The sequence below is a fragment of the Pseudomonas sp. MDV22-iso1 genome (assembly GCF_058145095.1).
Window position 1 is genome coordinate 144,654 of record NZ_JBYVMF010000009.1, and the last position, 24,885, is coordinate 169,538.

The 24,885-nt window shown below is 59.6% G+C and carries 25 protein-coding genes; 6 read left to right on the forward strand and 19 right to left on the reverse strand.

All coding sequences use genetic code 11. The features are described from left to right. Window positions 1–36: 36 nt before the first annotated feature. From AC3ZVB_RS13000 to AC3ZVB_RS13020, 5 genes are all read right to left on the reverse strand, one after another. On the reverse strand, window positions 37–618 hold the full coding sequence (locus tag AC3ZVB_RS13000) for an alpha/beta hydrolase (RefSeq protein WP_490146714.1): 582 nt from the start codon (window positions 616–618) through the stop codon (window positions 37–39). A gap of 169 nt (window positions 619–787) precedes the next feature. Continuing rightward, window positions 788–2,071, reverse strand: a complete 1,284-nt coding sequence (locus AC3ZVB_RS13005) for an NAD(P)/FAD-dependent oxidoreductase (RefSeq protein ID WP_490146715.1) — start codon at window positions 2,069–2,071, stop codon at window positions 788–790. A 66-nt stretch (window positions 2,072–2,137) separates the two neighbouring features. Continuing rightward, window positions 2,138–2,869: an amino acid ABC transporter ATP-binding protein gene (locus AC3ZVB_RS13010; protein ID WP_162441147.1), complete on the reverse strand. Its 732-nt coding sequence runs from the start codon at window positions 2,867–2,869 to the stop codon at window positions 2,138–2,140. Next, window positions 2,866–3,525, reverse strand: coding sequence for an amino acid ABC transporter permease (locus AC3ZVB_RS13015; protein WP_162441148.1), 660 nt, complete (start codon window positions 3,523–3,525; stop codon window positions 2,866–2,868). Before AC3ZVB_RS13015 ends, AC3ZVB_RS13010 begins: the two co-directional genes overlap by 4 nt. Window positions 3,526–3,597: 72 nt before the next feature. Next, window positions 3,598–4,356: an ABC transporter substrate-binding protein gene (locus AC3ZVB_RS13020; RefSeq protein WP_162441149.1), complete on the reverse strand. Its 759-nt coding sequence runs from the start codon at window positions 4,354–4,356 to the stop codon at window positions 3,598–3,600. Between the two features lie 370 nt (window positions 4,357–4,726). Between AC3ZVB_RS13020 and AC3ZVB_RS13025 the strand changes: the two genes are divergently transcribed. Then, window positions 4,727–5,545 (forward strand): IclR family transcriptional regulator, encoded by an 819-nt coding sequence (locus AC3ZVB_RS13025; RefSeq protein WP_194691817.1) that lies wholly within the window; start codon window positions 4,727–4,729, stop codon window positions 5,543–5,545. A gap of 89 nt (window positions 5,546–5,634) precedes the next feature. Here the strand turns inward: AC3ZVB_RS13025 and AC3ZVB_RS13030 are convergent, their stop codons facing one another. From AC3ZVB_RS13030 to AC3ZVB_RS13040, 3 genes are read right to left on the reverse strand one after another with little or no spacing between them, the layout of a single operon-like run. Beyond that, window positions 5,635–6,036 (reverse strand): ExbD/TolR family protein, encoded by a 402-nt coding sequence (locus tag AC3ZVB_RS13030; RefSeq protein WP_490146716.1) that lies wholly within the window; start codon window positions 6,034–6,036, stop codon window positions 5,635–5,637. 1 nt (window position 6,037) lies between these two features. After that, window positions 6,038–6,763 (reverse strand): MotA/TolQ/ExbB proton channel family protein, encoded by a 726-nt coding sequence (locus tag AC3ZVB_RS13035; protein ID WP_162441152.1) that lies wholly within the window; start codon window positions 6,761–6,763, stop codon window positions 6,038–6,040. Window positions 6,764–6,807: 44 nt separating this feature from the next. Continuing rightward, complete coding sequence (locus AC3ZVB_RS13040) at window positions 6,808–7,617, reverse strand: energy transducer TonB (protein WP_490146717.1); 810 nt, start codon at window positions 7,615–7,617, stop codon at window positions 6,808–6,810. Between the two features lie 461 nt (window positions 7,618–8,078). Here AC3ZVB_RS13040 and AC3ZVB_RS13045 point away from each other — a divergent pair, with 461 nt between their 5' ends. Further along, window positions 8,079–8,999 carry a LysR family transcriptional regulator gene (locus AC3ZVB_RS13045; RefSeq protein WP_490146718.1) on the forward strand — a complete coding sequence of 307 codons (921 nt, stop codon included), beginning with the start codon at window positions 8,079–8,081 and terminating at the stop codon, window positions 8,997–8,999. 107 nt (window positions 9,000–9,106) lie between these two features. On the opposite strand, the gene AC3ZVB_RS13050 is transcribed toward AC3ZVB_RS13045, so the two are convergent. Next, window positions 9,107–10,180 (reverse strand): fatty acid desaturase, encoded by a 1,074-nt coding sequence (locus AC3ZVB_RS13050; protein ID WP_490146719.1) that lies wholly within the window; start codon window positions 10,178–10,180, stop codon window positions 9,107–9,109. A gap of 100 nt (window positions 10,181–10,280) precedes the next feature. On the opposite strand from AC3ZVB_RS13050, the gene AC3ZVB_RS13055 reads away from it, so the two are divergent. Then, the gene (locus AC3ZVB_RS13055) at window positions 10,281–11,285 is read left to right on the forward strand and encodes an AraC family transcriptional regulator (RefSeq protein WP_490146720.1); all 1,005 of its coding nucleotides are present in this window, start codon (window positions 10,281–10,283) and stop codon (window positions 11,283–11,285) included. 154 nt (window positions 11,286–11,439) lie between these two features. Here the strand turns inward: AC3ZVB_RS13055 and AC3ZVB_RS13060 are convergent, their stop codons facing one another. Together AC3ZVB_RS13060 and AC3ZVB_RS13065 are read right to left on the reverse strand one after the other, a co-directional pair. Continuing rightward, window positions 11,440–11,805, reverse strand: a complete 366-nt coding sequence (locus tag AC3ZVB_RS13060) for a response regulator (RefSeq protein ID WP_162440340.1) — start codon at window positions 11,803–11,805, stop codon at window positions 11,440–11,442. 57 nt (window positions 11,806–11,862) lie between these two features. After that, a complete protein-coding gene (locus tag AC3ZVB_RS13065) occupies window positions 11,863–12,549 on the reverse strand; it encodes a Crp/Fnr family transcriptional regulator (RefSeq protein WP_194691825.1) in 687 nt (228 codons plus the stop codon). Window positions 12,550–12,633: 84 nt separating this feature from the next. On the opposite strand from AC3ZVB_RS13065, the gene AC3ZVB_RS13070 reads away from it, so the two are divergent. Further along, window positions 12,634–13,155: an Mpo1 family 2-hydroxy fatty acid dioxygenase gene (locus tag AC3ZVB_RS13070; protein WP_162440342.1), complete on the forward strand. Its 522-nt coding sequence runs from the start codon at window positions 12,634–12,636 to the stop codon at window positions 13,153–13,155. A gap of 116 nt (window positions 13,156–13,271) precedes the next feature. On the opposite strand, the gene AC3ZVB_RS13075 is transcribed toward AC3ZVB_RS13070, so the two are convergent. The 6 genes from AC3ZVB_RS13075 to dibA all read right to left on the reverse strand — a co-directional run bounded on the left by AC3ZVB_RS13075 (window position 13,272) and on the right by dibA (window position 19,544). Further along, window positions 13,272–14,261, reverse strand: coding sequence for a sulfate/molybdate ABC transporter ATP-binding protein (locus tag AC3ZVB_RS13075; RefSeq protein WP_162440343.1), 990 nt, complete (start codon window positions 14,259–14,261; stop codon window positions 13,272–13,274). Window positions 14,262–14,264: 3 nt separating this feature from the next. Continuing rightward, window positions 14,265–15,134 carry a sulfate ABC transporter permease subunit CysW gene (gene cysW, locus AC3ZVB_RS13080; protein ID WP_162440344.1) on the reverse strand — a complete coding sequence of 290 codons (870 nt, stop codon included), beginning with the start codon at window positions 15,132–15,134 and terminating at the stop codon, window positions 14,265–14,267. A gap of 12 nt (window positions 15,135–15,146) precedes the next feature. Continuing rightward, window positions 15,147–15,965: a sulfate ABC transporter permease subunit CysT gene (gene cysT, locus AC3ZVB_RS13085; protein ID WP_162440345.1), complete on the reverse strand. Its 819-nt coding sequence runs from the start codon at window positions 15,963–15,965 to the stop codon at window positions 15,147–15,149. Between the two features lie 70 nt (window positions 15,966–16,035). After that, window positions 16,036–17,049, reverse strand: a complete 1,014-nt coding sequence (locus tag AC3ZVB_RS13090) for a sulfate ABC transporter substrate-binding protein (RefSeq protein ID WP_490146721.1) — start codon at window positions 17,047–17,049, stop codon at window positions 16,036–16,038. Window positions 17,050–17,206: 157 nt separating this feature from the next. Next, window positions 17,207–17,389, reverse strand: a complete 183-nt coding sequence (gene oscA, locus AC3ZVB_RS13095) for a sulfur starvation response protein OscA (RefSeq protein WP_022643503.1) — start codon at window positions 17,387–17,389, stop codon at window positions 17,207–17,209. A 235-nt stretch (window positions 17,390–17,624) separates the two neighbouring features. Then, a complete protein-coding gene (gene dibA / locus AC3ZVB_RS13100; RefSeq protein ID WP_490146722.1) occupies window positions 17,625–19,544 on the reverse strand; it encodes a phosphodiesterase DibA in 1,920 nt (639 codons plus the stop codon). Window positions 19,545–19,691: 147 nt separating this feature from the next. Between dibA and desA the strand changes: the two genes are divergently transcribed. Beyond that, entirely contained in the window at window positions 19,692–20,876 is a 1,185-nt protein-coding gene (desA, locus tag AC3ZVB_RS13105; protein ID WP_162440348.1) for a delta-9 fatty acid desaturase DesA, read from the forward strand. A gap of 187 nt (window positions 20,877–21,063) precedes the next feature. After that, window positions 21,064–22,053: a GGDEF domain-containing protein gene (locus AC3ZVB_RS13110; protein WP_490146723.1), complete on the forward strand. Its 990-nt coding sequence runs from the start codon at window positions 21,064–21,066 to the stop codon at window positions 22,051–22,053. A 148-nt stretch (window positions 22,054–22,201) separates the two neighbouring features. On the opposite strand, the gene AC3ZVB_RS13115 is transcribed toward AC3ZVB_RS13110, so the two are convergent. Further along, window positions 22,202–23,416, reverse strand: a complete 1,215-nt coding sequence (locus tag AC3ZVB_RS13115) for an HDOD domain-containing protein (protein WP_490146724.1) — start codon at window positions 23,414–23,416, stop codon at window positions 22,202–22,204. A 142-nt stretch (window positions 23,417–23,558) separates the two neighbouring features. After that, window positions 23,559–24,836, reverse strand: a complete 1,278-nt coding sequence (gene gabT, locus AC3ZVB_RS13120) for a 4-aminobutyrate--2-oxoglutarate transaminase (protein ID WP_162440351.1) — start codon at window positions 24,834–24,836, stop codon at window positions 23,559–23,561. Window positions 24,837–24,885 lie beyond the last annotated feature (49 nt).

Here is a 24,885-nt window from a genome sequence, read left to right on the forward strand (position 1 = left end):
GGGGGCCTATTCAAAAGAAAGCGAAAAAAGAAAAACTCAGGCGCGACGCAGGGCGTGATGTTCCAAGCGGTTTTGCAGGCGATAGAGGTAAGCAAAACCCTGCTCCCAACGCTGGTGACCGGACTTCACGTTGATGTGCCCCGCGCCCGCCAGAATCCCCGCCTCAGCCCCCCAGTTTCGCGCCAGCTCCAGTGCTCGCGTTGCGCTGACGGCGCTGTCGTTGTCGGAGCTGACGACCTGGCTCGGGAAGGGCAAAAGGTCCACAGGAATCGGCGCAAAGTTGCGCAAGGCCGGTGCGCAGGCTGGACGCTCGACGTCCGCTGGCGCGACCAGCAAGGCACCGCGCACCTGACGCAGAAATTGCACGGGCGCGGTGGCGGCCCAATGGGCAACGGTGATGCAACCCAGGCTATGGGCGATCAGGATGACCGGTGTGCTGTCCGCGGCAATTGCTTCAGCCAGCGCGGCCACCCAATCTTCACGACGCGGGGTCAGCCAGTCGGCCTGCTCCACCCGGGCGCTATTCGGCAAACTGTTCTGCCAGTGGCTTTGCCAATGATCTTCTGGCGATCCTTGCCAGCCCGGCACAATCAGGTAGCGAATTGATTCGTTGCGCATGGGGGAGCTCTCCTGCTGCGTGTCTGTTCCTGGGCGAGTATAGGGAGCGAATTTATATCCGTTAAGGAATAAGAAGCTATTTATTAAGATCTATAAAGAATATGAGAATCAAAAAATCCCGGCCTGAAGCCGCCGCGACAGGCTGAGATTCACCAAGGCAAGCGTTGATTCAGGCGGGATACCCGAGCGAATCCCGCAATCGGTACCAACTGATCGCCAGTGCAGCACCCAGTTGACGAGCCGGGTACAACGGCAGGCGGGAGACCGGGGTCACGGGAAATTCCAGTTGCGCCTCATCGCAACCCTGTACGGCCTGTGCGAGCACACGTCCCAGCGCCGTTCCCATCGCCACACCGCGACCGCAATAACCGAAGGCCGTCCACACGCCATCCGCCAGTCGGTGCAAGCGTGGCAAATCATCAATGGTCATGCCCACCCGGCACGCCCAGCCATGCACCCAGGCCACGCCCGCCAGTTCTGGAAAGCGCTCGATGGCCGCCGCGATGAGTTGCGCGCGTGTGGCGGGATCAAGCGAGTCGGCAGAATGCCCGCGGCCGCCGATGACGAATCGTCCGTCCGGATCGATACGGCAGTAGTAGGTGATTTTGCGTGTCTCGGACACGCCCGCTCCGCGCGCCATGATGCGCTCGCGCAAGGCCACCGGAAGAGGGTCGGTCGCAATCTGCGCGCTCGACACCGTGACATAGGATTGCGCAACGGCAGGCCACAGCCGGTCGGTGTATGCATCCGTGGCCAGGATCACCTGCTTTGCACGAACCTGATGGCCATTCACGGTCAGCTCGACGCCGCCTGCCACCGGCGTCATTGCACTGACGTGCGAGTGCTCATGAATGGCCGCACCGCAAGCGAGAGCAGCGTCTGCGAGCCCGCGAGCATAGGCCAGCGGATGCACCGCGCCGGCACGCCGCTCGAGCAGGCCGGCCGGCCAGAATGCCGAACCGGTCGCCTCGGCCATGGCGTCGCGGTCAAGGTAAAGGGCGTCACCGCCGTGATGGTTGATGGCCCGTGCCCGCGTCTGGAGATACCGCGCCGTTGCTTCGGAGAATGCACCCTGGATCCAGCCATCGCGGGTCGGCGAACAATCAATCTTGTGACGCTCGACAAGCTCGAACAGCTCATCAGCACTGCTATACCCAAACCGCATCATGCGCGTCGCGGTCTCGGCGCCAAACCGTTTGATCAGCGCCTGCGGTGTCGGTTTAAAGCCCGGCACCACTTGACCGCCGTTTCGACCGGAGGCCCGGTGGGCGATTTCGGACGCCTCGAACAGGGCGACGTGGACACCCGACTCAGCAAGATGGAGCGCGGCGGACAAGCCGGTGAAGCCGCCACCGATCACGGCGACATCGACGTTCAGGGGCCCGGTGATCGGAGGTGTGGTGCGACGTGCAGCAGTGGTCGCCGCCCACAGCGTGGACGTTGGGAAGTGCATATTCGCTGTCATGAAAAAGCCTATACGGGTCTGCAGGTACGGAGACGGCAAGTGCCGCGTTGCGGCTTAACTGGCGTGCGTGACTCGGCGCAGGAAATCGCGCATCCGTTCATTGCTCGGTGCAGTCAGCACCTCTCTGGACGGCCCTTGTTCGGCAATGCGTCCGCCATCGAGAAACAGCACGCGGTCGGAGACGTCGCGGGCGAAGCCCATCTCGTGGGTGACGATGATCATGGTCATGCCTTTCTCGGCCAGCCCGCGCATCACCGCCAACACCTCGCCGACCAGTTCCGGGTCAAGCGCCGAGGTCGGTTCGTCAAACAGGATGGCTTCGGGTTGCATGGCCAACGCGCGGGCAATGGCGACGCGCTGCTGCTGGCCCCCCGACAACTGATGAGGGAAGTGCTCGAATTTTTCCGCGAGGCCTACGCTGGCGAGCAGCTCGCGGCCCCGCTCGGTGGCCTCGCGGGGATCCTCGCCTTTCACATACACCGGACCTTCGATCACGTTCTCGAGCGCCGTGCGATGGGGGAACAGATTGAATCGCTGGAACACCATCCCGACACGTTGCCGCACCTGGCGAATGTCCGATCGCGCCGCGTCTACCCGCAGGCCTTCGACCGTCACGCTGCCGGCCTCATAGCGCTCAAGGCCATTGATGCAGCGCAGCAGCGTGGACTTGCCGGAGCCCGAAGGTCCGATCAGGCACACCACTTCGCCAGCGTTGATTTCAGCGTTGATACCGCTTAGCACATGGTGGGTGCCGAATGACTTGCTCAGGTTCTCGATCTTGATCATTTCTGGGTCCCCATACGTTTTTCGAGACGGCCGATCGCAAACATCATTGGCAAGCTCATCGCGAGGTACATCAGCGCGACAAGGGTAAAGACCGTCGAACTCTGGAAGGTGGCGGCGGCGATCAGTTTGCTTTGCATCGACAGCTCGACCACGGTGATGACAGCGGTTTGGGAAGAGTCCTTGAGCATCATCACCACGTTGTTGCCATAGGGCGGCAACGCGATGCGCAACGCTTGCGGCAGCACCACCCGGCGCATCAATTTTGCGCGTGACATGCCAATCGACTGGGCGGCCTCGAACTGCCCGACATCCACGGCATCGATGCCGGCGCGAAACACTTCGGCCATGTACGAGGAATAGGCGATGCCCAGGCCCAGGGAACCGGCCTGAAACGCGGTCAGGCTGATGCCGATTTCCGGGATCACGAAGTACATGTAGAACAGCACCACGATGATCGGGATGCCTCGGATAACGTTGGTCAGCACGCGGCTGGCATGCGCAAGCGGCGCGATACCGCTCACCCGCAACAGGGCCCAGAACAAGCCAAGCACGGTAGCGATCACCAGCGCGGTAACGGTGATGTAGATGGTGGTCAGTGCGCCCTGCAACAGCATGGGCAGGTAGTCCACCGCATCAGTCAGGAAGGAATCGAACATCAGCAACCTCCGGAGCGTGTGCACGCGCCATCCCGGACTCAGGGACCGCGTGCGGGTTGGGAGAAAAAACGATCAGGAGGCGACGGCCCACTTCGCAAGAATGGTGCGCAATGTGCCGTCCTGGCGGAGCTTGTCGATGGCTGCGTTGAGCTTCGCGAGGGTCTCGCTGTCACCCTTCTTCACCGCCAACGCAATGTCGGTGGCGATGACTGATTTATAGGTGTCGACCAGACGCACCTTCGCGCCGACCTGGCGTACCTGATAAGCGACGACCGGACCGTCACCGAACGCAGCGTCCAGGCGACCGAGGGCAATGTCGCGAACCATGTCGGCCATCGTGTCGTAGAGCTTCACTTCCTTGAAGCCGCCCACCGCCGTGATCGGTTCGACATAAGACGTGCCGACCTGCACGCCGATGACCTTGCCTTTGAGGTCCGCAAAACTGAGGTAGGCCGTGGTGTCCTTGGCGGGGACGATCAAGCCCTCGCCATAGCTCACGACGATGCTGGAAAAGTCGACCACTTCGGCGCGGGCCGGCGTGCGGGCGAACGCGGAGGCAATGATCTGGATCTTGCCGGTTTGCAAGGCGGGGACGAGGGACGTAAACGGAATCGGCATGATTTCGGGGGTAAAGCCGACCTCTTTACCGACGGCATCGGCGATGTCGATCATCAGGCCTTTGAGCGTGTTGCTCTGCGGATCAAGGAAGTTGAACGGCACCGCGCTGGGTGTGGCGCCGACCTTCAGCACTGGCATTTCAGCGTGCGCGGTCGACAGCAAGGCAACGGTGGAAACGACGGCGACCAACGATTTTATTGTTTTGTGCAGCATGTGGAATCCCCTTGTGAACCGCCTCTGGTAGCGCGCGGACCGTCCCGACGAAGATCGGTCAGCACGGAATATCAAGCCTCCAGCCTTATCGCATAGCGATATGCATGTATTGCATGCAGATTCGATCCTGCATCAGCAACGCATTAGCGTCAATAGTCAAAAATGCGAGGGCTCAGGGAGATATCCACAACCCACAGGTTTCATATGGAACCGCATATACGGGATGGAAGATCTTTATCGGGGAGGCTTCACGAAGGATTTAGCGGCGACTTGACGCACTTCTTCTATCGCTATACGGTCGCTTCTTATCGCGATGCAGTTTCTTTCCACTGACAATCGGACGGCGTTGTCGCCAAGCCACGGACCACCCATGAACCCTTCAGAATCGACGCTCTATGTGCAATCTCTCGCCACCGGAATCGCGGTGCTGGATGCCTTCGATCCGCAGCATGCGTCGATGAGTCTGCCGGAGATCGCCGTAGCTGCCGGCATCAGCCGTAGCGCTGCGCAGCGATTCGCCTTCACGCTGGAGGCCCTTGGCCTGTTGATCAAAGACCCGGTCAGCAAGCGCTATTCGTTATCGTCGCGCACCCTGGATGCAGGCTGTCACTACTTGCAGTCGCACTCTCTGCTGGACCGGGCCAACCCCTACCTCCTCGACCTGAATCGAAACGCGGGAGAAACGGTCAACCTCGCGGAGCCGGTGGGGACGGACATGATCTACATCGGCCGGTTTCCAAGCCCCACGCGCCTATTGGTGCACATGCCGGTGGGGCGTCGCATTCCGATGTATTGCTCTTCTACCGGACGCGCCTATCTCTCGTCGTTGCCTGAAGAGCACGCCATCGAAATCCTGGAAAGTACCCAGCGAATTCGCTTTACGCCCAACACTGTTGTCGATCTGCAAGAACTGCTCGGCCGCCTGCAATTGGCGCGAGAGGAAGGTTACGCGTACTGCAATGAGGAATATTACCGAGGCGACCTTGCGCTGGCCGTACCGGTGTTCGACCTCAATCATCAGGTGGTCGCCAGCCTGCAGATGTCCTTGCCGGTGTCCAAGTGGACGCTCAAGAAAGCGGTGTCGCGCTTCGTCCCGATGATGCAGGACACGGCACGATTGATCTCGACCACGCCACCCACCCAACGGCCGCTTAATTCATTCCTCGGCCCGAACATCGAACAGCCGTAACGACAACCCCACCATCCGCCACGACTGACGAAGAAATAAAAAAAGGGCCGCACCCTGCCAAGGAGACGGCCCCGGAAAAACGACATTTTTTAACGCGCGGTAATCACCGACAACTTGGTAATGCCTGCTCGCTCGATCGACGCCATGGCTCGCGCCACTTCGCCATAATTCACTCCGTCGTCCGCCTGCAATTGCACGCGCACCTGCGGGTCCTTGGCCTTCGCCGACTTGAGGTTGAACTCCAGCAGGTCCGGCTGGATTTCATCCTTGTTGATAAACAGTTTCCCGGCCCCGTCGATGCTCACCATCAGCGGATCCTTCTGCTCGACCGGCGCCACGGCTTCGGTCTTGGGCAAGTTGATCGGTATCGCATTGGTCAGCAGCGGTGCGGTGACGATGAACACCACCAGCAGCACCAGCATGACGTCCACCAGCGGTGTCACGTTTATCTCGCTCAGTACCTCGTCGCTGTCTTGCGTGGAGAAGGCCATATCAGGACGCCTCCTTCACTTTCTGCGCGCTGCCCGAGGCCGCGGTTTTATGCGCCGTCGGGTGAATCAGCACGCGGAACGAACTCTTCTGCGCCAGGCTGTAGAAGTCATGGGCGAAGTCATCCAGGTCCGCCGCCGTCAGTTTCAGACGACGCAAAAAGTAGTTGTAAACCAGCACTGCCGGCACCGCGACCGCGATCCCCACACCCGTGGCGACGAGTGCCGCACCAATCGGTCCGGCGACCGTTTCCAGACTCGCCGAGCCTGCCGCGCTGATACCCTTCAACGCTTCCATGATTCCCCACACCGTGCCGAACAACCCAATGAACGGCGACGTACTGCCAATACTGGCGACCACTGCCAACCCGGTTTCCAGCGAACGGCGCTCCCGCACGATCTGCTGACGCAAGGCTCGCTCGAGGCGATCCTGATGATTGATCGCCTGGCTCAAATCCGCCGCGTGTGGCGCTTCACCGACCTGGATTGCCGCGTAGCCGGCTTGCGCCACCCGCGCCGCAGCGCCTGGCTGGGTTTCAGCCAATTCCGCCGCCGAATCCAGACTCGATGCAGCCCAAAACTTTTTATGAAACTTGCGATCCTGAGCTTTCAGACGGCCGAACTGCACGCCCTTGAGCAACGCCAGTCCCCAGGTCGCAACGGAAAAAACCACCAGCAGCCAGATCACCGCGCTTTCGATGGATTCAAGTGGAGATGCCAGTAACGTCATGGTGGATTCCTCGTGTAAACGTTTCGCGTGAAATAGGTTTCTGTTTAATGAATTTTGAAATCGATGGGCACGCTGACCCAGCCGTCCTGGGCGACATCACCCTGCTTGGCGGGCACAAAACTCCAGCGCTTCACTGCACTCAGGGCGGCATCGTCGAGGGGCTCGCGGCCGCTGCTTTTCTGAATCTGAATCTCGCCCGGCTTGCCGCTGGCGAGCACATGGACCCGTAACAACACCGTCCCTTCCCAACCGCGTCGCTGGGCCAACGATGGGTATTGCGGCGCAGGGTTTTTCAGGTACCCGGCGTTGGCCGAGGCCGGTGTCACTGGAGCAGGCGCGGGTGGAGCGGGTGGCGCTGGAGCGGCAACAGCCGCGGCCGGTTGTAGTGGTGCTGGCGGTTTCTCAAACGCTTTGGGCAGCGGTTTTGGAACAGGTTTGGCGACCGGTTTCGGCTTGGGAACCGGTTTTGGCGGCGGCGGTTTTACTGCCAGTTCGTCCTCCACCGGCGGCGGTGGCTCGACCACGGGCTGAACAGGCTCCGGTGGTGGAGGCTCGACCACCGGCGGTGCCGGTTGCGAAAACTCGATGGTCATCGGTGGAATTTCCGGCGGCACGATCGGCAACACGGCAGTCGGCTGTTGGTTGACCCAATAGATCACCGCACCGTGTACCAGCAGCGCCAGCACACCCAGCAGAATCGTTTCCCGGCGACTGAGAATGCCCTTGGGCGCACGCTGCAAACGCAGCTGCCCCAACGGCACGCGATGTACCCGGCCGAGGTCGACCAACTCGCCACCCGGCCCCTGGCGCCACAGCACCTCTTGTGCGCTGGCGGCGGTCTGGACATTACCCATTGATTTACTCCTGCGGTCTCTTTGCGAATAACCCGATAGGCCGGACCCGACATCCCCCGTACGACGTATCGACGGGTGAATCATTGGGCTAGACGCTTATCTCTGAAAGTAATCTTTGAGGTTATGTATAGACCGAAAACGAATATGAAAAATGTTCGATTCTCTGGGGCCCTTATCCTTCAAGGGGTCTGGCCATGAGGCTGACAACGCATGCTTTTGCGGCATGGAAAATATTCAAGGCACGCATGGATTCCTGGGTGTTTTTGCACACGCAGTCTTCTGGCCACACGAGCCACCAATGCTTACGGTTCCGGCACATCGAAACAATGCTCTATCTATATTCAATACAGATCTAATAAATGTGCAGATGCCTCGTTGACGGAATAAGCACTTGCATTTAAACCTCCAGCACTCCTCGTCGCAGATGCCTTCGAGCTATTCTCAGGATGCCGGAAAAGCATATGGATCTTCGCCAGTTGCGTTACTTCATCGCCCTCAACGAGCACCGCAGTTTTGTCCGCGCGGCCGACGCCATGGGCATTACTCAACCGGCGTTCAGCCGCAGTATTCAGGGGCTTGAGCAAGAGTTCGGCTGCGTGCTGGTGGACCGGGGCAACAAGGAGCTGCGCCCGACACCCGAGGGCCAGGTAGTGCTGCAACATGCGTTGACGCTGGTGCAGGGCGCCGCGCTGTTGAGTGCGCAAGTCACGCAGATGACCAAGCTCGACGCCGGCGAATTGCGTTTCGGCTGCGGCCCGGCGCCGGCGGTCAAGCTGGTGCCGGATGCGGTGGCGCAATTCATCAATGCTCACCCGAAAGTGCGCACCTGTTTCCAGGTGGATAACTGGGAAAAACTCAGCCGTGCGCTGAGCCGCGAGGAGATCGAATTCTTCATCGCGGACATCCGACATTTCGAAGCCGACCCCAACTTCCAGACTCAGGCACTGACGCCCAGGCGAGGGGTGTTCTTCTGCAGACCGGGTCATCCGTTGTTGGCGAAAGAAAGCCTGTCGACCAACGACATGTTCGACTACCCGCTGGCGACCACGCTGATCCCGCCGGGCGTTCGCAAGCTGTTGGCGAACCTCAGCGGGCGAACCGATTTTTCACCGAGCATCGAAACCGAGTATTTTCCGGCGCTGGTGAAGATCGTGCTGCAATCGAACGCCATTGGCGTGGGCACTCAGGAGGCGTTTGTCGAGGACATCGCCAAAGGGGCTTTGGTGCTGCTGCACTGGCGCAATCTGCCGCAGAACATTGAGACCATGCATGTACGGTGCGGGATCGTGAGTCGGACGGGATTTCGGTTGTCGCCGGCGGCGAGAGCGATGATTGAGACGTTGGTGGCGGTGGATAAGCAGGAGATGAGTGTTGCGGTTTAGGATCGCTATCGCGAGCAGGCTCACTCCTACAGTGGATCTCGGTTGTGCACGGATTTTGTGTTCACCACCGACCCACTGTGGGAGCCAGCCTGCTGGCAATGAGGCCATCAGACCCGCACACCCTCTACGCCCTGCCCCTGAATTTCTTCCTTGCGAACAAACCGGTTCGCCCGCCCAAACGTCCCGAAATCATTAAACCGAACGCCCATCTCACGCATGACTTTATGCGCCACCGGCACGGTCATCTGGCGGATGTAAAACGGTTCCTTCACCACAAAATGGTGGATCCCGTGGCTGCTGCCAAAGTTGAAGCAGAACGCCTGCAACGGCCACATCCACCATGGGTTCAGCACCTGGGTCTGTTGAATCACATTGCCCGGTTCCACATCACCGTAGTAGTGCATGTTGGAACTGACGAAATGCAAGCAGAACGTGCGCAGAACGTTCGGGCCGATGATCACGACGGCGGCGATATCGATCACCTGCATCACTGACAGCGTGGTCGCCGACCATTCAATCGGCGCCCCCAGCAGATGCGCGACACCGTTGGCGGCATGAAACCCGAGAAACACGTACCACGCGCCCCAGTGCATCAACGCCAGCGGTGCGTACACCTTCAGCGTGCGTTTGATGATGCTGAATTTATGCGTCCAGGTTTTGGCCCGCAGCATGCGAATCAACGCCGACATGATGTTGTCGCCGATCATCAGGAATCGAGCAAAACCCCAAGGCTCGCCGTTGGTGATTGCCCGCTCCTCCATGTCGGCCTCCGTGCCGGACACCTTGTGGTGATTGAGGTGCAGATGGCGGCGGATCCACGGGTTGATCGTGCTTGGCCGCGCCAGCCAGACCAGGCCCATCATCAGGTTGTGCGGCACGCGTTTTTTGCGCAAGTACATGCCATGTATCAGGTCGTGCTCGAGCTCGTGGGTCAGGGACGCGAAGAACGCGTTGAGCAACAGGCACACCCACCAGGCCATGTAACCGTTGATATAGAGCGCCGCCGAACCGATCATGCCGGCCAGCGCGAACGCCAGAATGCCCGCGCCCAACGCGTCCTGATGGTTGAGAATCGGGTAGCGCTGACGCAGTTCGACGCCCTTGGCCAGCACCACTTCGCGAATATGCGCTGATCGTTGAGATGCATTCAGTCGCTGGGGACTTGCAGAAGTACGGTCCATGCTTCCATCCTCTGGTTATTGATGTTCGCATCCTGCCCTGCGGACCCTCGCAAGGTGGTAGCCGTGAACGCCAACCTGTTGACCGGAAGCGCCAATCAGCATGACTGAACCGACCTCCCTCGCCAGCTGGACCCGCGCCCTGCGCAAGCAACTCGATGCATTGGGGCTGGACAGCACCGTCCTGTGTCACCAGGCGGGGCTCGACCCGCAGTTGATGGACGACCCTAACGCCCGTTACCCGTTGTCAGGCACCACGCGCCTGTGGGAAATCGCTGTGCAGGTCAGCGGCGACCCGGCGATTGGCTTGCGGGTGTCGCGCTTTGTCAGCCCGACCACCTTTCACGCGCTCGGGTATGCGCTGGTGGCCAGCGGCAGTTTGCGCGAGGTGTTCGAACGTATCGTGCGCTATCACCAGGTGGTCAGCGACGCCCTTGAGCTCGAATTGACCCGCACCGAAGATCGCTATCGCTTTCGCCTGAAGATTCCGCCCGGCAATCCGGCGCCGGCGTATGAAGCCATCGACGCCTTCACCGCCATTTACGTGCGCACCTGCCGCAATCGCCTGGGGCGCGAATATGCTCCGCTGGCGGTGTATCTGAGGCGCCCGGAACCTGCGGACGCGCACCAATGGCACAAAGTCTTTCGCTCCCCGGTGTACTTTGCCGCGGACGAAGACCGCCTGGAATTTTCCCTGGTGGATTTCGACAGCCACCTGGACGATGCCAACCCGGAACTGGCCGAGCACAACGAAACCGTACTCAAGCGCACCCTGGCGCAACTCAAACCGCTGACCTGGGAACGCAAGGTGCGCGACGCGATTGAAGAGCAGTTGCCCGAGGGCGAGCCCAGTGCCGAGCACATAGCCAAAGCCCTGCATCTGAGTTTGCGCAGCCTGCAGCGGCACCTGGCGGATGAAGGGTGTCGGTTCGATACGCTGCTCAATGAAAGCCGCGAGAACCTGGCGTTGCTGCATTTGCGGGACCCGCAATGCTCGCTGAGTGAAATCAGTTATTTGTTGGGGTTTGCGGATACGAGCAGTTTCAGTCGGGCGTTCAAGCGCTGGACAGGGATGACGCCGGGGCAGTTTCGGGATGGGGTGCGGTGACAGATCCGGGAGGTGGGTTGCCTGGACCGGCTTCATCGCGAGCAGGCTCGCTCCCACATTTGATCGTTAGCGAACACAAAATAGGTGGCTGGCCGAGATCCCTGTGGGAGCGAGCCTGCTCGCGATGAGGCCAGCTCAACCACCGCAAAAATACTTATCGCCCTCGATCCCGCCGCAACAACTTGCGCACCCGGGCCACAAGCTCGCTCACGGTAAACGGCTTGAGCAGGTAATCGTCTTCATGCAGCTCCAGCCCGCGCAGGCGATCCTCGATGCCGTCCTTTGTGGTGAGAAACAGTACCGGCGTCGCGCCCAGCTTGCGGACCTGTTGCTGCAACTGCCAGCCGTTAAGCCCGGGGAGCATCACATCAAGGATGATCAAGTCGTATTCGCCGGACTCGATGAAGCGGCGACCGTCCATCCCGTTCAGCGCCACATCGACGGAATAACTGGCTTCGCCAAGGCCGTTGGCCAGGAGTTTGGCGGTCTCCGGCTCGTCTTCTACTAACAGCACACGCATGGCACACCTCGATTGTCGTCTGCACAGGCTAGGCGTCTTTGTGGACAAAGCCCACCTTTAAAAGATCGCCAATGCCCGCAACCGACCGGCGTCGAGAATCTCGATCTCGCCGTACTTCAGGTTCACGATCCCCTGTCCCTGCAAGTCCTTGAGGAGCTGATTGGTGGTCTGGCGTGATAACGACAACATGGAAGCCAGCTGGTCTTGCGGGAGCTGCAGTACGCGGCGTGGCGGATTGAGCTCACCGTAGCTGTCGGCAATCATCAGCAAGCGGTGCGCCAGGCGCGCCGGTGCCGGCATCAGGCTCAGTTGTTCAAGGTTGATGAAGGTCAGGCGCAGTTTCTGGCTCATCAACAATGCCAGTTGTCGCCAGTACACCGGCTGTTCGTCGAGCAAGGCCAGCAGCGCGGTTTGCGGGATGTGCAGCAGGGTGCACTGGCCCAGAGAAAACGCATCATGGGTCCGCGCCTGCCCATCGAACAGGCAGATTTCGCCGAACCAGTGAGGCTGCTCGACCAGACTCAGCAGTGCCTCCTTCCCCTGCTCGTTGACGGCACCGATGCGCACGGCCCCTTCGAGCACGGCGTACAAACCGCAGGGCGGATCGCCGCGTTTGAACAATCGCTGCCCCGGCGACAAGCTTCGCAACCTGGCGGCGGACAGCAGACTATCCTGTAAGGACGCAGGTAGATGACTGAACCATTGGCCGCTCATCAGGCGCGAACGCCAGACCTGCATGTCCATGAAAACTCCTTGAGATTGTCGCCTGGCTGACAGAGCGAAAGATGAACCCGGGTCATGATCAAGCACCCTACAGGAGGAATAACAATGAAAAAAAGCCTGGTTGACCACCTCAGTCAATATGCCGCGTATCACCGTGATCCGAGAAACATCGCCAGTCACTTCATCGGCATTCCGTTGATTGTGGTCGCAGTGGCGGTATTGCTGTCCCGGCCGCAATGGGCGGGAGGCTGGCTGTCGCCGGCGGTACTGGTATCGCTGGCATCGGCCTGGTTCTACCTGCGCCTGGAACTGCGCCTCGGGGTCTTGATGACGGTGCTCCTCGGGCTGTGTGTCTGGGCCGGCCACGTGTTGGCGCAGCAAAGCACTCTGGTGTGGTTGAGCAGTGGCGTGGCGATGTTCGTGGTGGGCTGGGCGATTCAGTTCGTTGGCCATCACTACGAAGGACGCAAGCCGGCGTTTGTCGATGACGTGACGGGGCTGATTGTCGGGCCGCTGTTTGTGGTGGCCGAACTGGCATTTTTGCTGGGGATGCGACATGACCTGAAAGATCAGATCGAGGCGCGGGCGGGTGGGGTGCGTCTGCGTCAGAAAAACGCGGCGGCTTAGGCCGCTTTAAAAGATCGCAGCCTGCGGCAGCTCCTACAGTTGATTGGTGTTGAACACAAAATCTGTGATCAACCCAAAACCCTGTAGGAGCTGCCGCAGGCTGCGATCTTTTGATCTTAAATGTTGGCGACTTTCTGCCAGACCTTCGGCTTGAAGAACAAGGTTTCGCCCTTCGCCAATCCGGTCAGGCTGTCGTGATCCTTGACCACTTCAGCTTCGATCAACTCGCTCTGGCCTTCGACCTTCAGCGTCACCCGGGTCGTTGCGCCCAACGGACGGATATCCCGCACTTCGGCCGCATGGTGATCTTCCAGTTCATGGCGCGACAGCGACACTTCGTGCGGACGGAACAACACGTGGTTGTCCTCGCCCAGGTGCAACCGGTTCGAATCGCCCAGGAAGTGATAAACGAAATCGCTGGCCGGGTTCTCGTAAACGTCGCCCGGTGAGCCGATCTGCTCGATCACACCCTTGTTCATCACCACGATGCGGTCGGCCACTTCCATGGCTTCTTCCTGGTCGTGGGTCACGAACACCGACGTCAGGTTGATGTCTTCGTGCAGGCGCGCCAACCAGCGACGCAGCTCTTTACGGACCTTGGCGTCAAGGGCGCCGAAAGGTTCGTCGAGCAGCAGCACTTTGGGCTCAACCGCCAGGGCGCGAGCCAACGCAATACGTTGGCGCTGACCACCGGAGAGCTGTTCCGGGTAACGATCGGACAGCCAGTCCAGCTGCACCATGTTCAGCAGTTCGTGAACCTTCACCGCGATCTGGCTTTCGCTTGGGCGCTGGTTTTTCGGTTTCATGCGCAGGCCGAACGCGACGTTGTCGAACACCGTCATGTGACGGAACAGCGCGTAGTGCTGGAACACGAAACCGACGTTGCGATCACGCACGTCGTGGCCCGAAACGTCCTCGCCGTGGAACACGATGTTGCCCTGATCCGGCGTTTCCAGGCCGGCGATAATCCGCAGCAGCGTGGTCTTGCCGCAACCCGACGGGCCAAGCAGCGCGACGAGTTCGCCGCTATGAATGTCCAGGCTGATGTTGTCCAGCGCCTTGAACGCATTGAAATTCTTGCTGACGTTACGCACTTCGATCGACATGAATTATTCCTCCGCGGCGCTGGCGCGCAGGCGGTTAATACGGTTTTCGCTCCACTGCTTCAGCAGCAGGATGAAGAGCGCCATGATCAGCAACAGGCTCGCTACCGCGAACGCGGCCACGTGGTTGTATTCGTTGTAGAGGATCTCGACGTGCAACGGCAAGGTGTTAGTCACCCCGCGAATGTGCCCGGAAACCACCGACACCGCACCGAACTCACCCATGGCCCGCGCTGTACACAGCACCACGCCATAAATCAGGCCCCATTTGATGTTGGGAACGGTGATGTGCCAGAACATCTGCCAGCCATTGGCACCGAGCAGGCGCGCGGCCTCTTCTTCCTGAGTGCCCTGTTCCTGCATCAGCGGGATCAGTTCACGCGCCACGAACGGCACAGTAACGAAGATCGTGGCCAATACGATGCCCGGCAAGGCGAAGACGATCTGGATATCGTGATCCTGCAACCACGGTCCGAACAGACCCTGGGCGCCGAACATCAACACATAGACCAGGCCCGCGATCACCGGCGATACCGAGAACGGCAGGTCGATCAGGGTGACCAGCATGCTCTTGCCGCGGAACGAGTACTTACTGACGCACCAAGCCGCGCTGACACCGAACACCACATTCAAGGGCACCGAAATCGCGACGGCGATCAGCGTGAGCTTCAGTGCGGAAATCGCATCCGGCTCAAAGATCGCGGTGAAGAACGCGCCAATCCCGAGTTTCAGCCCTTGGGACACAACGATTACCAGCGGCAACAGCAGGAAGAGTGCAAAAACCAGCCAGCCAAGGCCGATCAGGATGCGGCGTGAACTGGCGCTGCCACGGCGGGCAGCGTTGGAGGAAGCAGCAGCAATAGACGATTGGGACATGTGTGCGCCTCCTTATGGGGTTTCGATGCGCCGCTGCAGCAAGTTGATCAGCAGCAACAGGACAAAGGAAACCACCAGCATCAGTACGCCAATGGACGTGGCGCCGGTGTAATCGTACTGGTCGAGTTTAACCATGATCAGCAACGGCAGAATCTCGGTTTTCATCGGCATGTTACCCGCGATGAAAATCACCGAACCGTACTCGCCAACCCCGCGAGCAAAGGCCAGCGCGAACCCTGTCAGCCAAGCGGGCAAGAGTGCGGGCACGAGGATATGGCGGAAAACCTGTAACGGTTTGGCACCCAGGCACGCCGCCGCTTCTTCCACTTCACGCGGGATATCGGCCAATACTGGCTGTACTGTACGTACCACGAATGGGAGCGTCACAAACGTCAGTGCGAGCGTGATGCCGATGGGGGTGTAGGCGATCTTGAACCCCAGGTCCGCCGCAAACTGGCCAACCCAGCCATTCGGCGCGTACAGCGCGGTCAACGCGATACCGGCCACAGCAGTGGGCAATGCGAAGGGCAGATCGATCATCGCATCGATGATCTTGCGACCCGGGAAGGTGTAGCGCACCAGCACCCAGGCCAACAGCGTGCCGATGACGCCGTTGATGATCGCGGCATACAGCGCGGTGCCGAAGCTGAGCTTCATTGCCGCCAGCACGCGAGGCGCCGAAATGATTGCCCAGAACTGATCCCAGGTAAGTTGAGCGGCATGGATGAACATCGCCGCCAGCGGAATAAGCACAATCAGGCTGAGGTACACCAAGGTGTAGCCCAGCGTCAGCCCGAAGCCGGGTATGACGGGGGAGATACGACGCGACATAAAAGTCCCTGGTTGAGAACGCACAAAGCCCCGACGGTAAAATCGGGGCTCATTTATGACCTATTAGAGATTACTGCGCCTGATAAATCTGGTCGAACACGCCACCATCATTAAAGAATTTCGGTTGCGCTGTTTTCCAGCCGCCGAAGTCCTTGTCGATGGTCACCAGATCCAGGGTCGGGAACTGCTTGGCGTACTTGGCGGCCACGTCCTTGTCACGTGGACGATAGAAGTTCTTCGCCGCGATTTCCTGACCGGCCGGGCTGTACAGGTGCTTGAGGTACGCTTCGGCGATCTGCTCGTTACCCTTTTTCTCGGCGTTCTTGTCGACTACAGCGACGGGAGGCTCGGCGAGGATCGACAGCGAAGGCACGACAATCTCGAACTTGTCGGCACCGCCGTCTTCTTTCAGCGCCAGGAAGGCCTCGTTTTCCCAGGCCAGCAACACGTCACCCTGACCGTTGTTGACGAAGGTAATGGTCGAACCGCGAGCACCGGTGTCCAGCACTGGAACGTGCTTGAACAAGGTCTGTACGTATTCTTTGGCCTTGGCTTCATTGCCGCCGTTGGCTTTCAGGCCATAGGCCCAGGCTGCGAGGAAGTTCCAGCGTGCGCCGCCGGAGGTTTTCGGGTTAGGGGTGATGACCGATACGTCGTTCTTGACCAGGTCGCCCCAGTCCTTGATGCCTTTAGGGTTGCCCTTGCGCACCAGGAACACGATGGTCGAGGTGTAGGGCGTGCTCGCTTCCGGCAGACGCTTCTGCCAATCGGCTGGCAAGGTTTTGCCCAGCTTGGCGATTTCGTCGATGTCGCCGGCCAGTGCCAGGGTCACTACGTCAGCACGCAGCCCGTCAATCACAGCGCGGCCTTGCTTGCCCGAACCACCGTGGGATTGCTGGATTTTCACGTTGTCGCCGGCGTGATCTGCCTGCCAGAACCTGACGAATTCGGCGTTGTAGTCCTGATACAGCTCACGGGTCGGGTCGTACGACACGTTGAGCAGTTCATAGTCCTTGGCAACCGCGGAGCCCGCAAAAAGGGCACTGGCCAGGGCGGCCAAAGCGAAATGACGAATCGACGACATGGTGAAAGCTCCTGGAATTCTGAAATGTGTTGGCTTTTTCTTATGGGTTTCTGGAATCGCGGTGCCGTTCAAAGATCGCAGCCTTCGGCAGCTCCTACAGGGGCAATGCGTCTATCTGTGGGTGCTGCCGCAGGCTGCGAACTTTTGATCTTCTGCGTCAGCTCGGTTTGTTGCCCGGCTGCTGCAAACGGAATTTTTCCTTGCGTTCGATCTGCACGACTTGAGCGTTGTGCACGGTGATTTCCACCGCCCCGAAACGCAGGTCGCGCAGTGCGCTCTGGATCTCGCGCAAGATGGTTGCTTCGTCCTGGCCGTCAACGCTACGTAGGGATGCGCTCATGGTGCTGCTCCTTCGACTGAGAGGTTGCCTGGCAGTGGCGGCACTGCTTGCGGCTTGAGGCCAATAGTAGATAGGTGCTGATATTCTTAAAAATACTATTTAAGAATGTTTATATAACCAGAAGTGATTATTTGAGGGGGCGAGGGTTTGCGTGAGGCGACAGGGAGAAAAAGATCAAAAGATCGCAGCCTGCGGCAGCTCCTACGGGGCCTGCGTTCCATGCAGGAGCTGCGATCTAGCGGATGACAGGCACGTGAGTCCACTCCAGGCTTTCCGCCGGCACGGGCCGTCCAAACCAATAGCCCTGCCCCAGATCGCAATCGTGTTCGACAAGGAAAACCGCTTGTTCGACTTGTTCGATCCCTTCGGCGTGCACCTGCATGCCCATGCTCTGGGCCAGCGCAATGATCACCCGCACGATGGCTGCATCGTCCTCATCCCATGGCAATCCGGCGACGAAGCCCTGGTCGATTTTCAGCTTCTGCACCGGCAGGCGCTTGAGCCGCAGCAGCGACGAGTACCCGGTACCGAAGTCATCAATGGCCAACCGCACGCCCAGCTCGCGTAATCGATGCATCTGTTCCAGCGCGACTTCCGGGTCGTCCATGACGGCGCTTTCAGTGACTTCGATCTCCAGATAGGCGGGGTCCAACCCGGTGTCGCGCAACACTTGCGCCACCTGCTGATACAGCTCGCGGCGAGCGAACAGGCGTGAAGACACATTCACTGCAACAAACGACAACGCCACGCCCGCCTGCTGCCACTCACACATCTGCTGACAGGCTTCGCGCATGACCCAGGCATCGATTTCGGCGATCAGCCCGGTGCGCTCGGCAATGGGGATGAACTCCGCAGGGGACACCAGCCCGCGCTGTGGGTGCTCCCAGCGCACGAGTGCCTCGACGCCAACCAGGCGACGGGTCTTGAAGTCGTAAACCGGCTGGTAATACACCCGCAACTCTTTCTGCTCCAGTGCACGGCGCAATTCGAACGCGGTCTCGACGCGCTGTTGGGCCTGGGCGGTGAGCTCTTCGGTGTAGAGGGCGTAGTTGTCGCGACCGGCGCTTTTGGCCTTGAACAGCGCCGAATCGGCATTGTGCAGTAATTGCTCGGCACTCAAGGCGTCGCCAGGGAACAGACTGATCCCGACGCTGGCGTTGATAAAAAGCTGATTGCCGTCGAGATGGAACGGCTCCTTGAGGCCATCCAGGATTTTTTGCGCGAGTGCGGCAGCGTGAACCAATTGCGGACAGCTTTCGGCGAGTACGGCAAATTCGTCACCCCCCAGTCTCGCCAACGTGATTCCCGGCCCGAACATCGCTCGCAAGCGGTCAGCCACGGCCTTGAGCAACTGGTCGCCCATGGTATGACCGAGGCTGTCGTTGATCATTTTGAAGTGATCCAGATCGATCAGCAGCAAGGCGCAACCGCGCTTATGAGTTTGCGCCGAAGCCAGGGCCTGCTCGGCGCGGTCGGTGAACAACAGGCGATTGGGCAGGTCGGTCAGGGGATCGTGGTGGGCCAGGTGTGTGAGCTCATGCTCAGAGTTTTTGATCGCACTGATGTCGGAAAACACCGCCACGTACTGACTCACTTGGCCCTGATCGTCACGAATGATGCGAATGGTCTGCCATTGCGGATAAATCTCGCCACTTTTACGGCGGTTCCAGATCTCGCCGCTCCACTCGTCGTTGCTGCTGAGGGTTCCGAACATCGCCTGGTAAAAGGCCGGTGGGTGGCGACCGGATTTGAACAGGCTGGGTGGCTGGCCCATCACTTCTTCACGCTGGTATCCGGTGATGTCCATGAAGGCGCGGTTCACATGAACGATCAGCCCTTTGTCATTGGTGACCAGCACACCCTCACGTGTGCAATCAAAAACCGCAGCGGCCTGTCGCAAATGCTCGCGCTCTGCAAGCCGCTCGCGCAGTTGCACATCGATCCCCAGACAACGTAACAATCGCGCCCGGGCAAAGAAAATCAACCCGGCACTGAGCACAACCCAGGCATAACCGTTGATCAGTTGCCACTGCAAGCGTTCGGTGGAGCTATCGAAGAAACTGTTTAATAAATAACCACTGAACCCCAGCCAGACAACAGACAGCAACAGGTAAAGCAGCGCTGCACGCAAGGCATCGCGAGTGGTGGCAGACATTCGACCGTCCATGTCCCTACAAAAGGGTTCGAATTATAGAGCAAAGACACATCCAGCCACTCTTATCTGAAAGGGCGACTGGTTTTATCTGTGGGCTTAGTGATAATGCATCGGCTATTTTTTTATTTATCGAGGGCCCTACAGCCTATGTGGTACGAAGGTTTTCTTGGCTTGTCGCCCTGGTCACTGGTGGCAGTCACTCTGCTGATGACCCACGTCACAATCATCGGCGTCACGGTCTATCTGCACCGCTATTCAGCCCATCGCTCCCTGGAGCTCAATGCCGGCCTGAAACATTTCTTCCGCTTCTGGCTGTGGTTGACCACGGCGCAGAACACCCGCGAGTGGACAGCCATCCACCGCAAGCACCACGCCAAATGCGAAACCGTCGATGACCCGCACAGCCCGGTCGTCAAAGGTTTGTCCACCGTGCTTCGCAAAGGCGCCGAGCTGTACCGCGCCGAAGCGGAAAACCCCGAGACCTTGCGCATCTACGGCAAGAATTGCCCCGAAGACTGGATCGAGCGCAACCTTTATAGCCGCTTTCCGCTCTTGGGTGTGGCGATCATGGGCGTCATCGACCTGCTGCTGTTCGGCACCATCGGCATCACCATCTGGGCCATCCAGATGATGTGGATCCCGGTCTGGGCTGCCGGCGTTGTCAATGGCCTGGGCCATGCCATTGGCTACCGCAACTTCGAATGCCGCGACGCAGCGACCAACCTCGTACCGTGGGGCATCCTGATCGGCGGCGAAGAGTTGCACAACAACCATCACACCTACCCCAACTCGGCAAAACTGTCCGTGAAGAAGTGGGAATTTGATCTCGGCTGGGCCTGGATTCAAGTCTTCAGCTTCCTGCGCCTGGCCAAGGTCCAGCGGGTCGCACCGATTGCCCACCGCGTTGAAGGTAAAGGCAATCTGGACATGGACACTGCGATGGCGATTCTCAACAACCGCTTCCAGATCATGGCCCAGTACCGCAAGTTGGTGATCGCACCACTGGTCAAGCAAGAGCTCGAAAGGGCCGATCATTCGGTCCGTCACCAGTTCCATCGGGCCAAACGCCTGCTCTCGCGGGAAACCAGCCTGCTGGATGACAAACACCACGTGCGCATCCAGAACATGCTCGAGCACAGTCAGGCGCTGAAGGTCATCTACGAGAAACGCCTGGCCTTGCAGCAGATCTGGGTCAAGACCAGCTCAAACGGTCATGACATGCTGGCCGCCATCAAGGACTGGATCCACGAAGCCGAAGCCAGCGGAATCCATTCCCTGCGCGACTTCGCCAACCAGCTGAAAACCTACTCCCTGCGGCCAACCACTGCCTGACCGCTGCCAATAGGGCGACGCGTTTTTATCGAGAACGCGTCGCCATTACCGCCCGGCGGGAGCCACTCTCTCTCCTGCGCAACCCGGGAACTAACCTCCAAATCCCCTATCTCACAAACACTTCGCCACCCTGGCGGGCTTCGTTGTGGCCGCTGTCGACTCGCGGCACGCTTTGAGATTTGTGTCGATGGTCGATAAAAAACTACAAGACTCATCCGCTCCCCAGTGGCCCGAGGCCGCGCAAACACTCATGGCGCTGATGCGTGCCCGAGGCGAAGTCGCCCGGCTTAGCGAGCGCGAACAGCTGCTCAATTCCCTGCTCGTGAGCGTCAATGCCGTGCTCTGGGCGTTCAACTGGGAAACCCGTCAGGTGCTCTACGTCAGCCCTGCCTACGAACGAATATCTGGCCGATCCAGCGACCTGCTGCTGTCGGACTATCATCAGTGGCGTGACAGCGTTTACCCCGACGATCTGGAGCATGCCGAGCGCAGCCTGGCCGAAGTGCTCGAAAAAGGCGCCGTTGAAGACCGTGAGTATCGAATCATCACCGCCGATGGCCAGGTGCGCTGGCTGAGTGACAAGTGCTTCATGAACCGTCAGGCCGAGCCAGGGCAGCCCGTGATCATTGTCGGCATTGCCGAAGACATTACGGAAAAGAAGCAGCTGGAAACCGAACTTCAGCGCCTGGCCACCACCGACGAATTAACGGAAAGCAGCAACCGCCGGTACTTTTTCGAATGCGCTAACCGCGAGTTCGAAAAGGCACGCGAGCAAGGCACCCCGCTGTCGTTCCTGATGCTGGACATCGATGACTTCAAAGCCGTTAACGACACCTACGGCCATCAGGAAGGCGATAACGTGCTGCAACGTATCGCCGAGTGCGGTCGCGCGGCCTTACGCCGTGGGGACGTGTTCGGGCGCATTGGCGGAGAAGAGTTCGCGGCCGTATTTCCCGGCTGCGAACCAGCGGTGGCGTTGCTGGTAGCCGAGCGTCTGCAACGGGAGATTCAACAGCTGAATTTCAGCCACGACGATCAAACCTTCGGCATCACCATCAGCCAGGGGCTGACCAGCCTGATGGCCGAAGATGAAAGCCTCGACGACCTGTATGCGCGGTCAGATGCGGCGATGTATGAGGCGAAGCGACAGGGTAAGAACCGGATAATCAGCGGCTGACGGCACCCACACAAACCCTGCAGATACTGTGTAGGAGCTGTCGAGTGAAACGAGGCTGCGATCTTTTGATCTTGCCTTTAAAAGCGAAGATCAAAAGATCGCAGCCTCGTTTCACTCGACAGCTCCTACAGGGGATTTCCAGTGCGAACTACTTTTTGCGCAACCGCATCAATTCCGGCAGCCCGATCTTCAGCAAGCGCGCCGTCCGGCTCTTGGCCAGTGCCTCAAGCCCCTCGTGCTCGCCCAGCCGCGCCAGTTGCACCGCCATGTTCATCACCAGCGCTTCGCGCGAATAAACCCCGCCACCGAACTGGTAGACCGCCGCAATCAGCTCACGCAGCTCCAATGGCAGACGCCAGCGGGTTCGCAATGCCGATCCGTAGGCCGCCCCGAATTCAGCCAGCGCCTCGCCAACCTCCTCCAGGTCATCCAGCGCGCCGCCAGACTGCTTCCATTCCTGCAGGCACCGTAGTAACGCCAGATCACCCAGGCGATGCAGCATGCCGGCGCAATAACAGCGCTCCTGATCCAGGTCCAGCAAGCGCGCCAGGGTCCGTGCGTATTCAGCGGTGTGCAGCGACAGCTCCCAATAGCGCTCGGCGTAGTCCGCCAGACACGGATCACTGAGCCGGGCGCTTCGCTTGAGGGCCAACCCCAGAATCAGGTTCATGCTTTGTCCGGTACCAAGACGATGCAGTGCTTCAAGCAGGGTCTGCACGGGTGCGCCTTTGTGCTGGGCGGCGCTGTTGGCGGCAGCGATCAACACGGCGGTGACTTGCGGATCCGTTCTGGTTTCGTCGTGCAGCGCCGTCAGATCGAGACCCGTGGGATTGAGGCTGCGTTTGACTGCCAATTCCACGTCGGTCATCAAAGGCGCGCCATCGGCCTGCTCACGACGGCGCTCCAGGTACACCGACAAGGTCATGCCCGGCGCCAGTGTCGGTGCTTCGCACAAGACTTCTTCACCCACGTTCAACAGAAACGCCTGCAGACGCTGGGTCAGGCTCTCCATGTTCAGGGGCTTGGTCAGATACGCCGAGGGTGCCAAAGGCAACGCCTCGCGCACGCTGACGCTGTCATTACGGTTGCTCATCAGAATGAACGGCAGCGGCGGATTGCGTTTACGCTGGCGAATACTGCGCAAGACATTCAAACCATCGACGCCGGGCAGCTCCCAATCGGCAATCACCAGGTCGTATGGGTTCTGCGACAACAGGTGCAGCGCTTCCTGACCGTTAGCGCACAGGTCCAGCCGTGCGTCGCACCGAACATTCAACAACACCTGCTTGAGCAGATCGCGGGACCAGGGATCGGCCTCGGCAATTAGCACACGCGGTGCCGCAGGCAAAACTACAACAGTCATCTGTACGCTCCGAAGACGATGCTCGCACCTTAGTTCAATGCTGGCCATTCGATACAGCACGATGTGATTCACGGACACAAAAAAACCCGCCAAAGCGGGTTTTTTTGTTGATCAGCTCACACTTTCATACGAGCACTTTAGATCAAAGCTCCGAGAAGCACTCTTCGATGATTGCCAGACCTTTGTCCAATTGCTCGTCGGGCGAGGTCAGCGGTACGAGTACACGCAGAACGTTGCCGTAAGTACCGCAGGACAGCAGGATCAGGCCCTTGTCGCGCGCCTTAGCCACAACCGATGCCACAGCAGCGGCGTTCGGCTTGTGGCTGTCGCCATCAACGAACAGCTCGACGGCGATCATTGCGCCCAAGGCACGAACTTCACCGATCACCGGGTACTTGGCCTGAATAGCTTTAAGGCCAGTCACCAGACGCTCGCCGACTGCCTTGCAGCGATCCAGCAGTTGCTCTTCTTCGAACACTTCCATCACGGCCAGGGCCGCGGCGCAAGCGATCGGGCTACCAGCGTAGGTACCGCCCAGGCCGCCTGGTGCAATGGCGTCCATGTATTCGGCCTTGCCGCACACACCGGCGAGCGGGAAGCCGCCAGCGATGGATTTGGCGAACGTGGTCAGGTCAGCGCTAACGCCCATCTGCTCCATCGCGAAGAAGGTGCCAGTACGGCCAGCGCCGGTCTGTACTTCGTCAGCGATCAACAGGATGCCGTGCTGGTCGCACAGGGCGCGCAGACGCTTCATGAACTCTTTAGGCGCGACGTAGAAACCGCCTTCGCCCTGAACCGGCTCGATGATGATCGCAGCGATATCACGCGGCTCGGCGTCGTTCTTGAAGATGCGTTCGATGCTGGCGATCGAATCGTCGACGCTCACACCGTGCAGTTCGTTCGGGTACAACGCACGGAACACGCCGCCTGGCATCAAACCCATGCCAGCCGAGTAAGGGACGACTTTACCGGTCAGGCCCAGGGTCATCATGGTGCGACCGTGGTACGCGCCAGTGAAGGCGATCACGCCAGCACGGCCAGTGGCGGCACGGGCGATCTTCACAGCGTTTTCTACCGCTTCGGAACCGGTGGTGACCAACAGGGTTTTCTTGTCGAAATCACCTGGCACCTTGGCGTTGATTTTCTCGCACAGCTCTACGTACGGTTCGTACGCCAACACCTGGAAGCAGGTGTGAGTCAGCTTGTTCAGCTGCTCGGTCACGGCGGCGATGATTTTAGGGTGCACGTGGCCGGTGTTCAGCACGGCGATACCGCCGGCGAAGTCGATGAACTCGCGACCTTCAACGTCGGTCACGGTGGCGTTCTTCGCGGACTCGGCGAAGATCGGGTGAATCTGGCCAACACCCCGCGGTACAGCGGCTTCGCGGCGTTTCATCAAAGAAGCGTTAGTCTTGCTCATACATTCCTCATTCGCCGCTCATCGGTCGGCGTAGCTCAAGGATAAAGCG

Excerpts from the sequence above, each read along its gene's own strand:
- AC3ZVB_RS13000 (WP_490146714.1), bottom strand. The coding sequence starts at position 618 with ATGCGCAACGAATCAATTCGCTACCTGATTGTGCCGGGCTGGCAAGGA.
- AC3ZVB_RS13005 (WP_490146715.1), bottom strand. The coding sequence starts at position 2,071 with ATGCACTTCCCAACGTCCACGCTGTGGGCGGCGACCACTGCTGCACGT.
- AC3ZVB_RS13010 (WP_162441147.1), bottom strand. The coding sequence starts at position 2,869 with ATGATCAAGATCGAGAACCTGAGCAAGTCATTCGGCACCCACCATGTG.
- AC3ZVB_RS13015 (WP_162441148.1), bottom strand. The coding sequence starts at position 3,525 with ATGTTCGATTCCTTCCTGACTGATGCGGTGGACTACCTGCCCATGCTG.
- AC3ZVB_RS13020 (WP_162441149.1), bottom strand. The coding sequence starts at position 4,356 with ATGCTGCACAAAACAATAAAATCGTTGGTCGCCGTCGTTTCCACCGTT.
- AC3ZVB_RS13025 (WP_194691817.1), top strand. The coding sequence starts at position 4,727 with ATGAACCCTTCAGAATCGACGCTCTATGTGCAATCTCTCGCCACCGGA.
- AC3ZVB_RS13030 (WP_490146716.1), bottom strand. The coding sequence starts at position 6,036 with ATGGCCTTCTCCACGCAAGACAGCGACGAGGTACTGAGCGAGATAAAC.
- AC3ZVB_RS13035 (WP_162441152.1), bottom strand. The coding sequence starts at position 6,763 with ATGACGTTACTGGCATCTCCACTTGAATCCATCGAAAGCGCGGTGATC.
- AC3ZVB_RS13040 (WP_490146717.1), bottom strand. The coding sequence starts at position 7,617 with ATGGGTAATGTCCAGACCGCCGCCAGCGCACAAGAGGTGCTGTGGCGC.
- AC3ZVB_RS13045 (WP_490146718.1), top strand. The coding sequence starts at position 8,079 with ATGGATCTTCGCCAGTTGCGTTACTTCATCGCCCTCAACGAGCACCGC.
- AC3ZVB_RS13050 (WP_490146719.1), bottom strand. The coding sequence starts at position 10,180 with ATGGACCGTACTTCTGCAAGTCCCCAGCGACTGAATGCATCTCAACGA.
- AC3ZVB_RS13055 (WP_490146720.1), top strand. The coding sequence starts at position 10,281 with ATGACTGAACCGACCTCCCTCGCCAGCTGGACCCGCGCCCTGCGCAAG.
- AC3ZVB_RS13060 (WP_162440340.1), bottom strand. The coding sequence starts at position 11,805 with ATGCGTGTGCTGTTAGTAGAAGACGAGCCGGAGACCGCCAAACTCCTG.
- AC3ZVB_RS13065 (WP_194691825.1), bottom strand. The coding sequence starts at position 12,549 with ATGGACATGCAGGTCTGGCGTTCGCGCCTGATGAGCGGCCAATGGTTC.
- AC3ZVB_RS13070 (WP_162440342.1), top strand. The coding sequence starts at position 12,634 with ATGAAAAAAAGCCTGGTTGACCACCTCAGTCAATATGCCGCGTATCAC.
- AC3ZVB_RS13075 (WP_162440343.1), bottom strand. The coding sequence starts at position 14,261 with ATGTCGATCGAAGTGCGTAACGTCAGCAAGAATTTCAATGCGTTCAAG.
- cysW (WP_162440344.1), bottom strand. The coding sequence starts at position 15,134 with ATGTCCCAATCGTCTATTGCTGCTGCTTCCTCCAACGCTGCCCGCCGT.
- cysT (WP_162440345.1), bottom strand. The coding sequence starts at position 15,965 with ATGTCGCGTCGTATCTCCCCCGTCATACCCGGCTTCGGGCTGACGCTG.
- AC3ZVB_RS13090 (WP_490146721.1), bottom strand. The coding sequence starts at position 17,049 with ATGTCGTCGATTCGTCATTTCGCTTTGGCCGCCCTGGCCAGTGCCCTT.
- oscA (WP_022643503.1), bottom strand. The coding sequence starts at position 17,389 with ATGAGCGCATCCCTACGTAGCGTTGACGGCCAGGACGAAGCAACCATC.
- dibA (WP_490146722.1), bottom strand. The coding sequence starts at position 19,544 with ATGTCTGCCACCACTCGCGATGCCTTGCGTGCAGCGCTGCTTTACCTG.
- desA (WP_162440348.1), top strand. The coding sequence starts at position 19,692 with ATGTGGTACGAAGGTTTTCTTGGCTTGTCGCCCTGGTCACTGGTGGCA.
- AC3ZVB_RS13110 (WP_490146723.1), top strand. The coding sequence starts at position 21,064 with ATGGTCGATAAAAAACTACAAGACTCATCCGCTCCCCAGTGGCCCGAG.
- AC3ZVB_RS13115 (WP_490146724.1), bottom strand. The coding sequence starts at position 23,416 with ATGACTGTTGTAGTTTTGCCTGCGGCACCGCGTGTGCTAATTGCCGAG.
- gabT (WP_162440351.1), bottom strand. The coding sequence starts at position 24,836 with ATGAGCAAGACTAACGCTTCTTTGATGAAACGCCGCGAAGCCGCTGTA.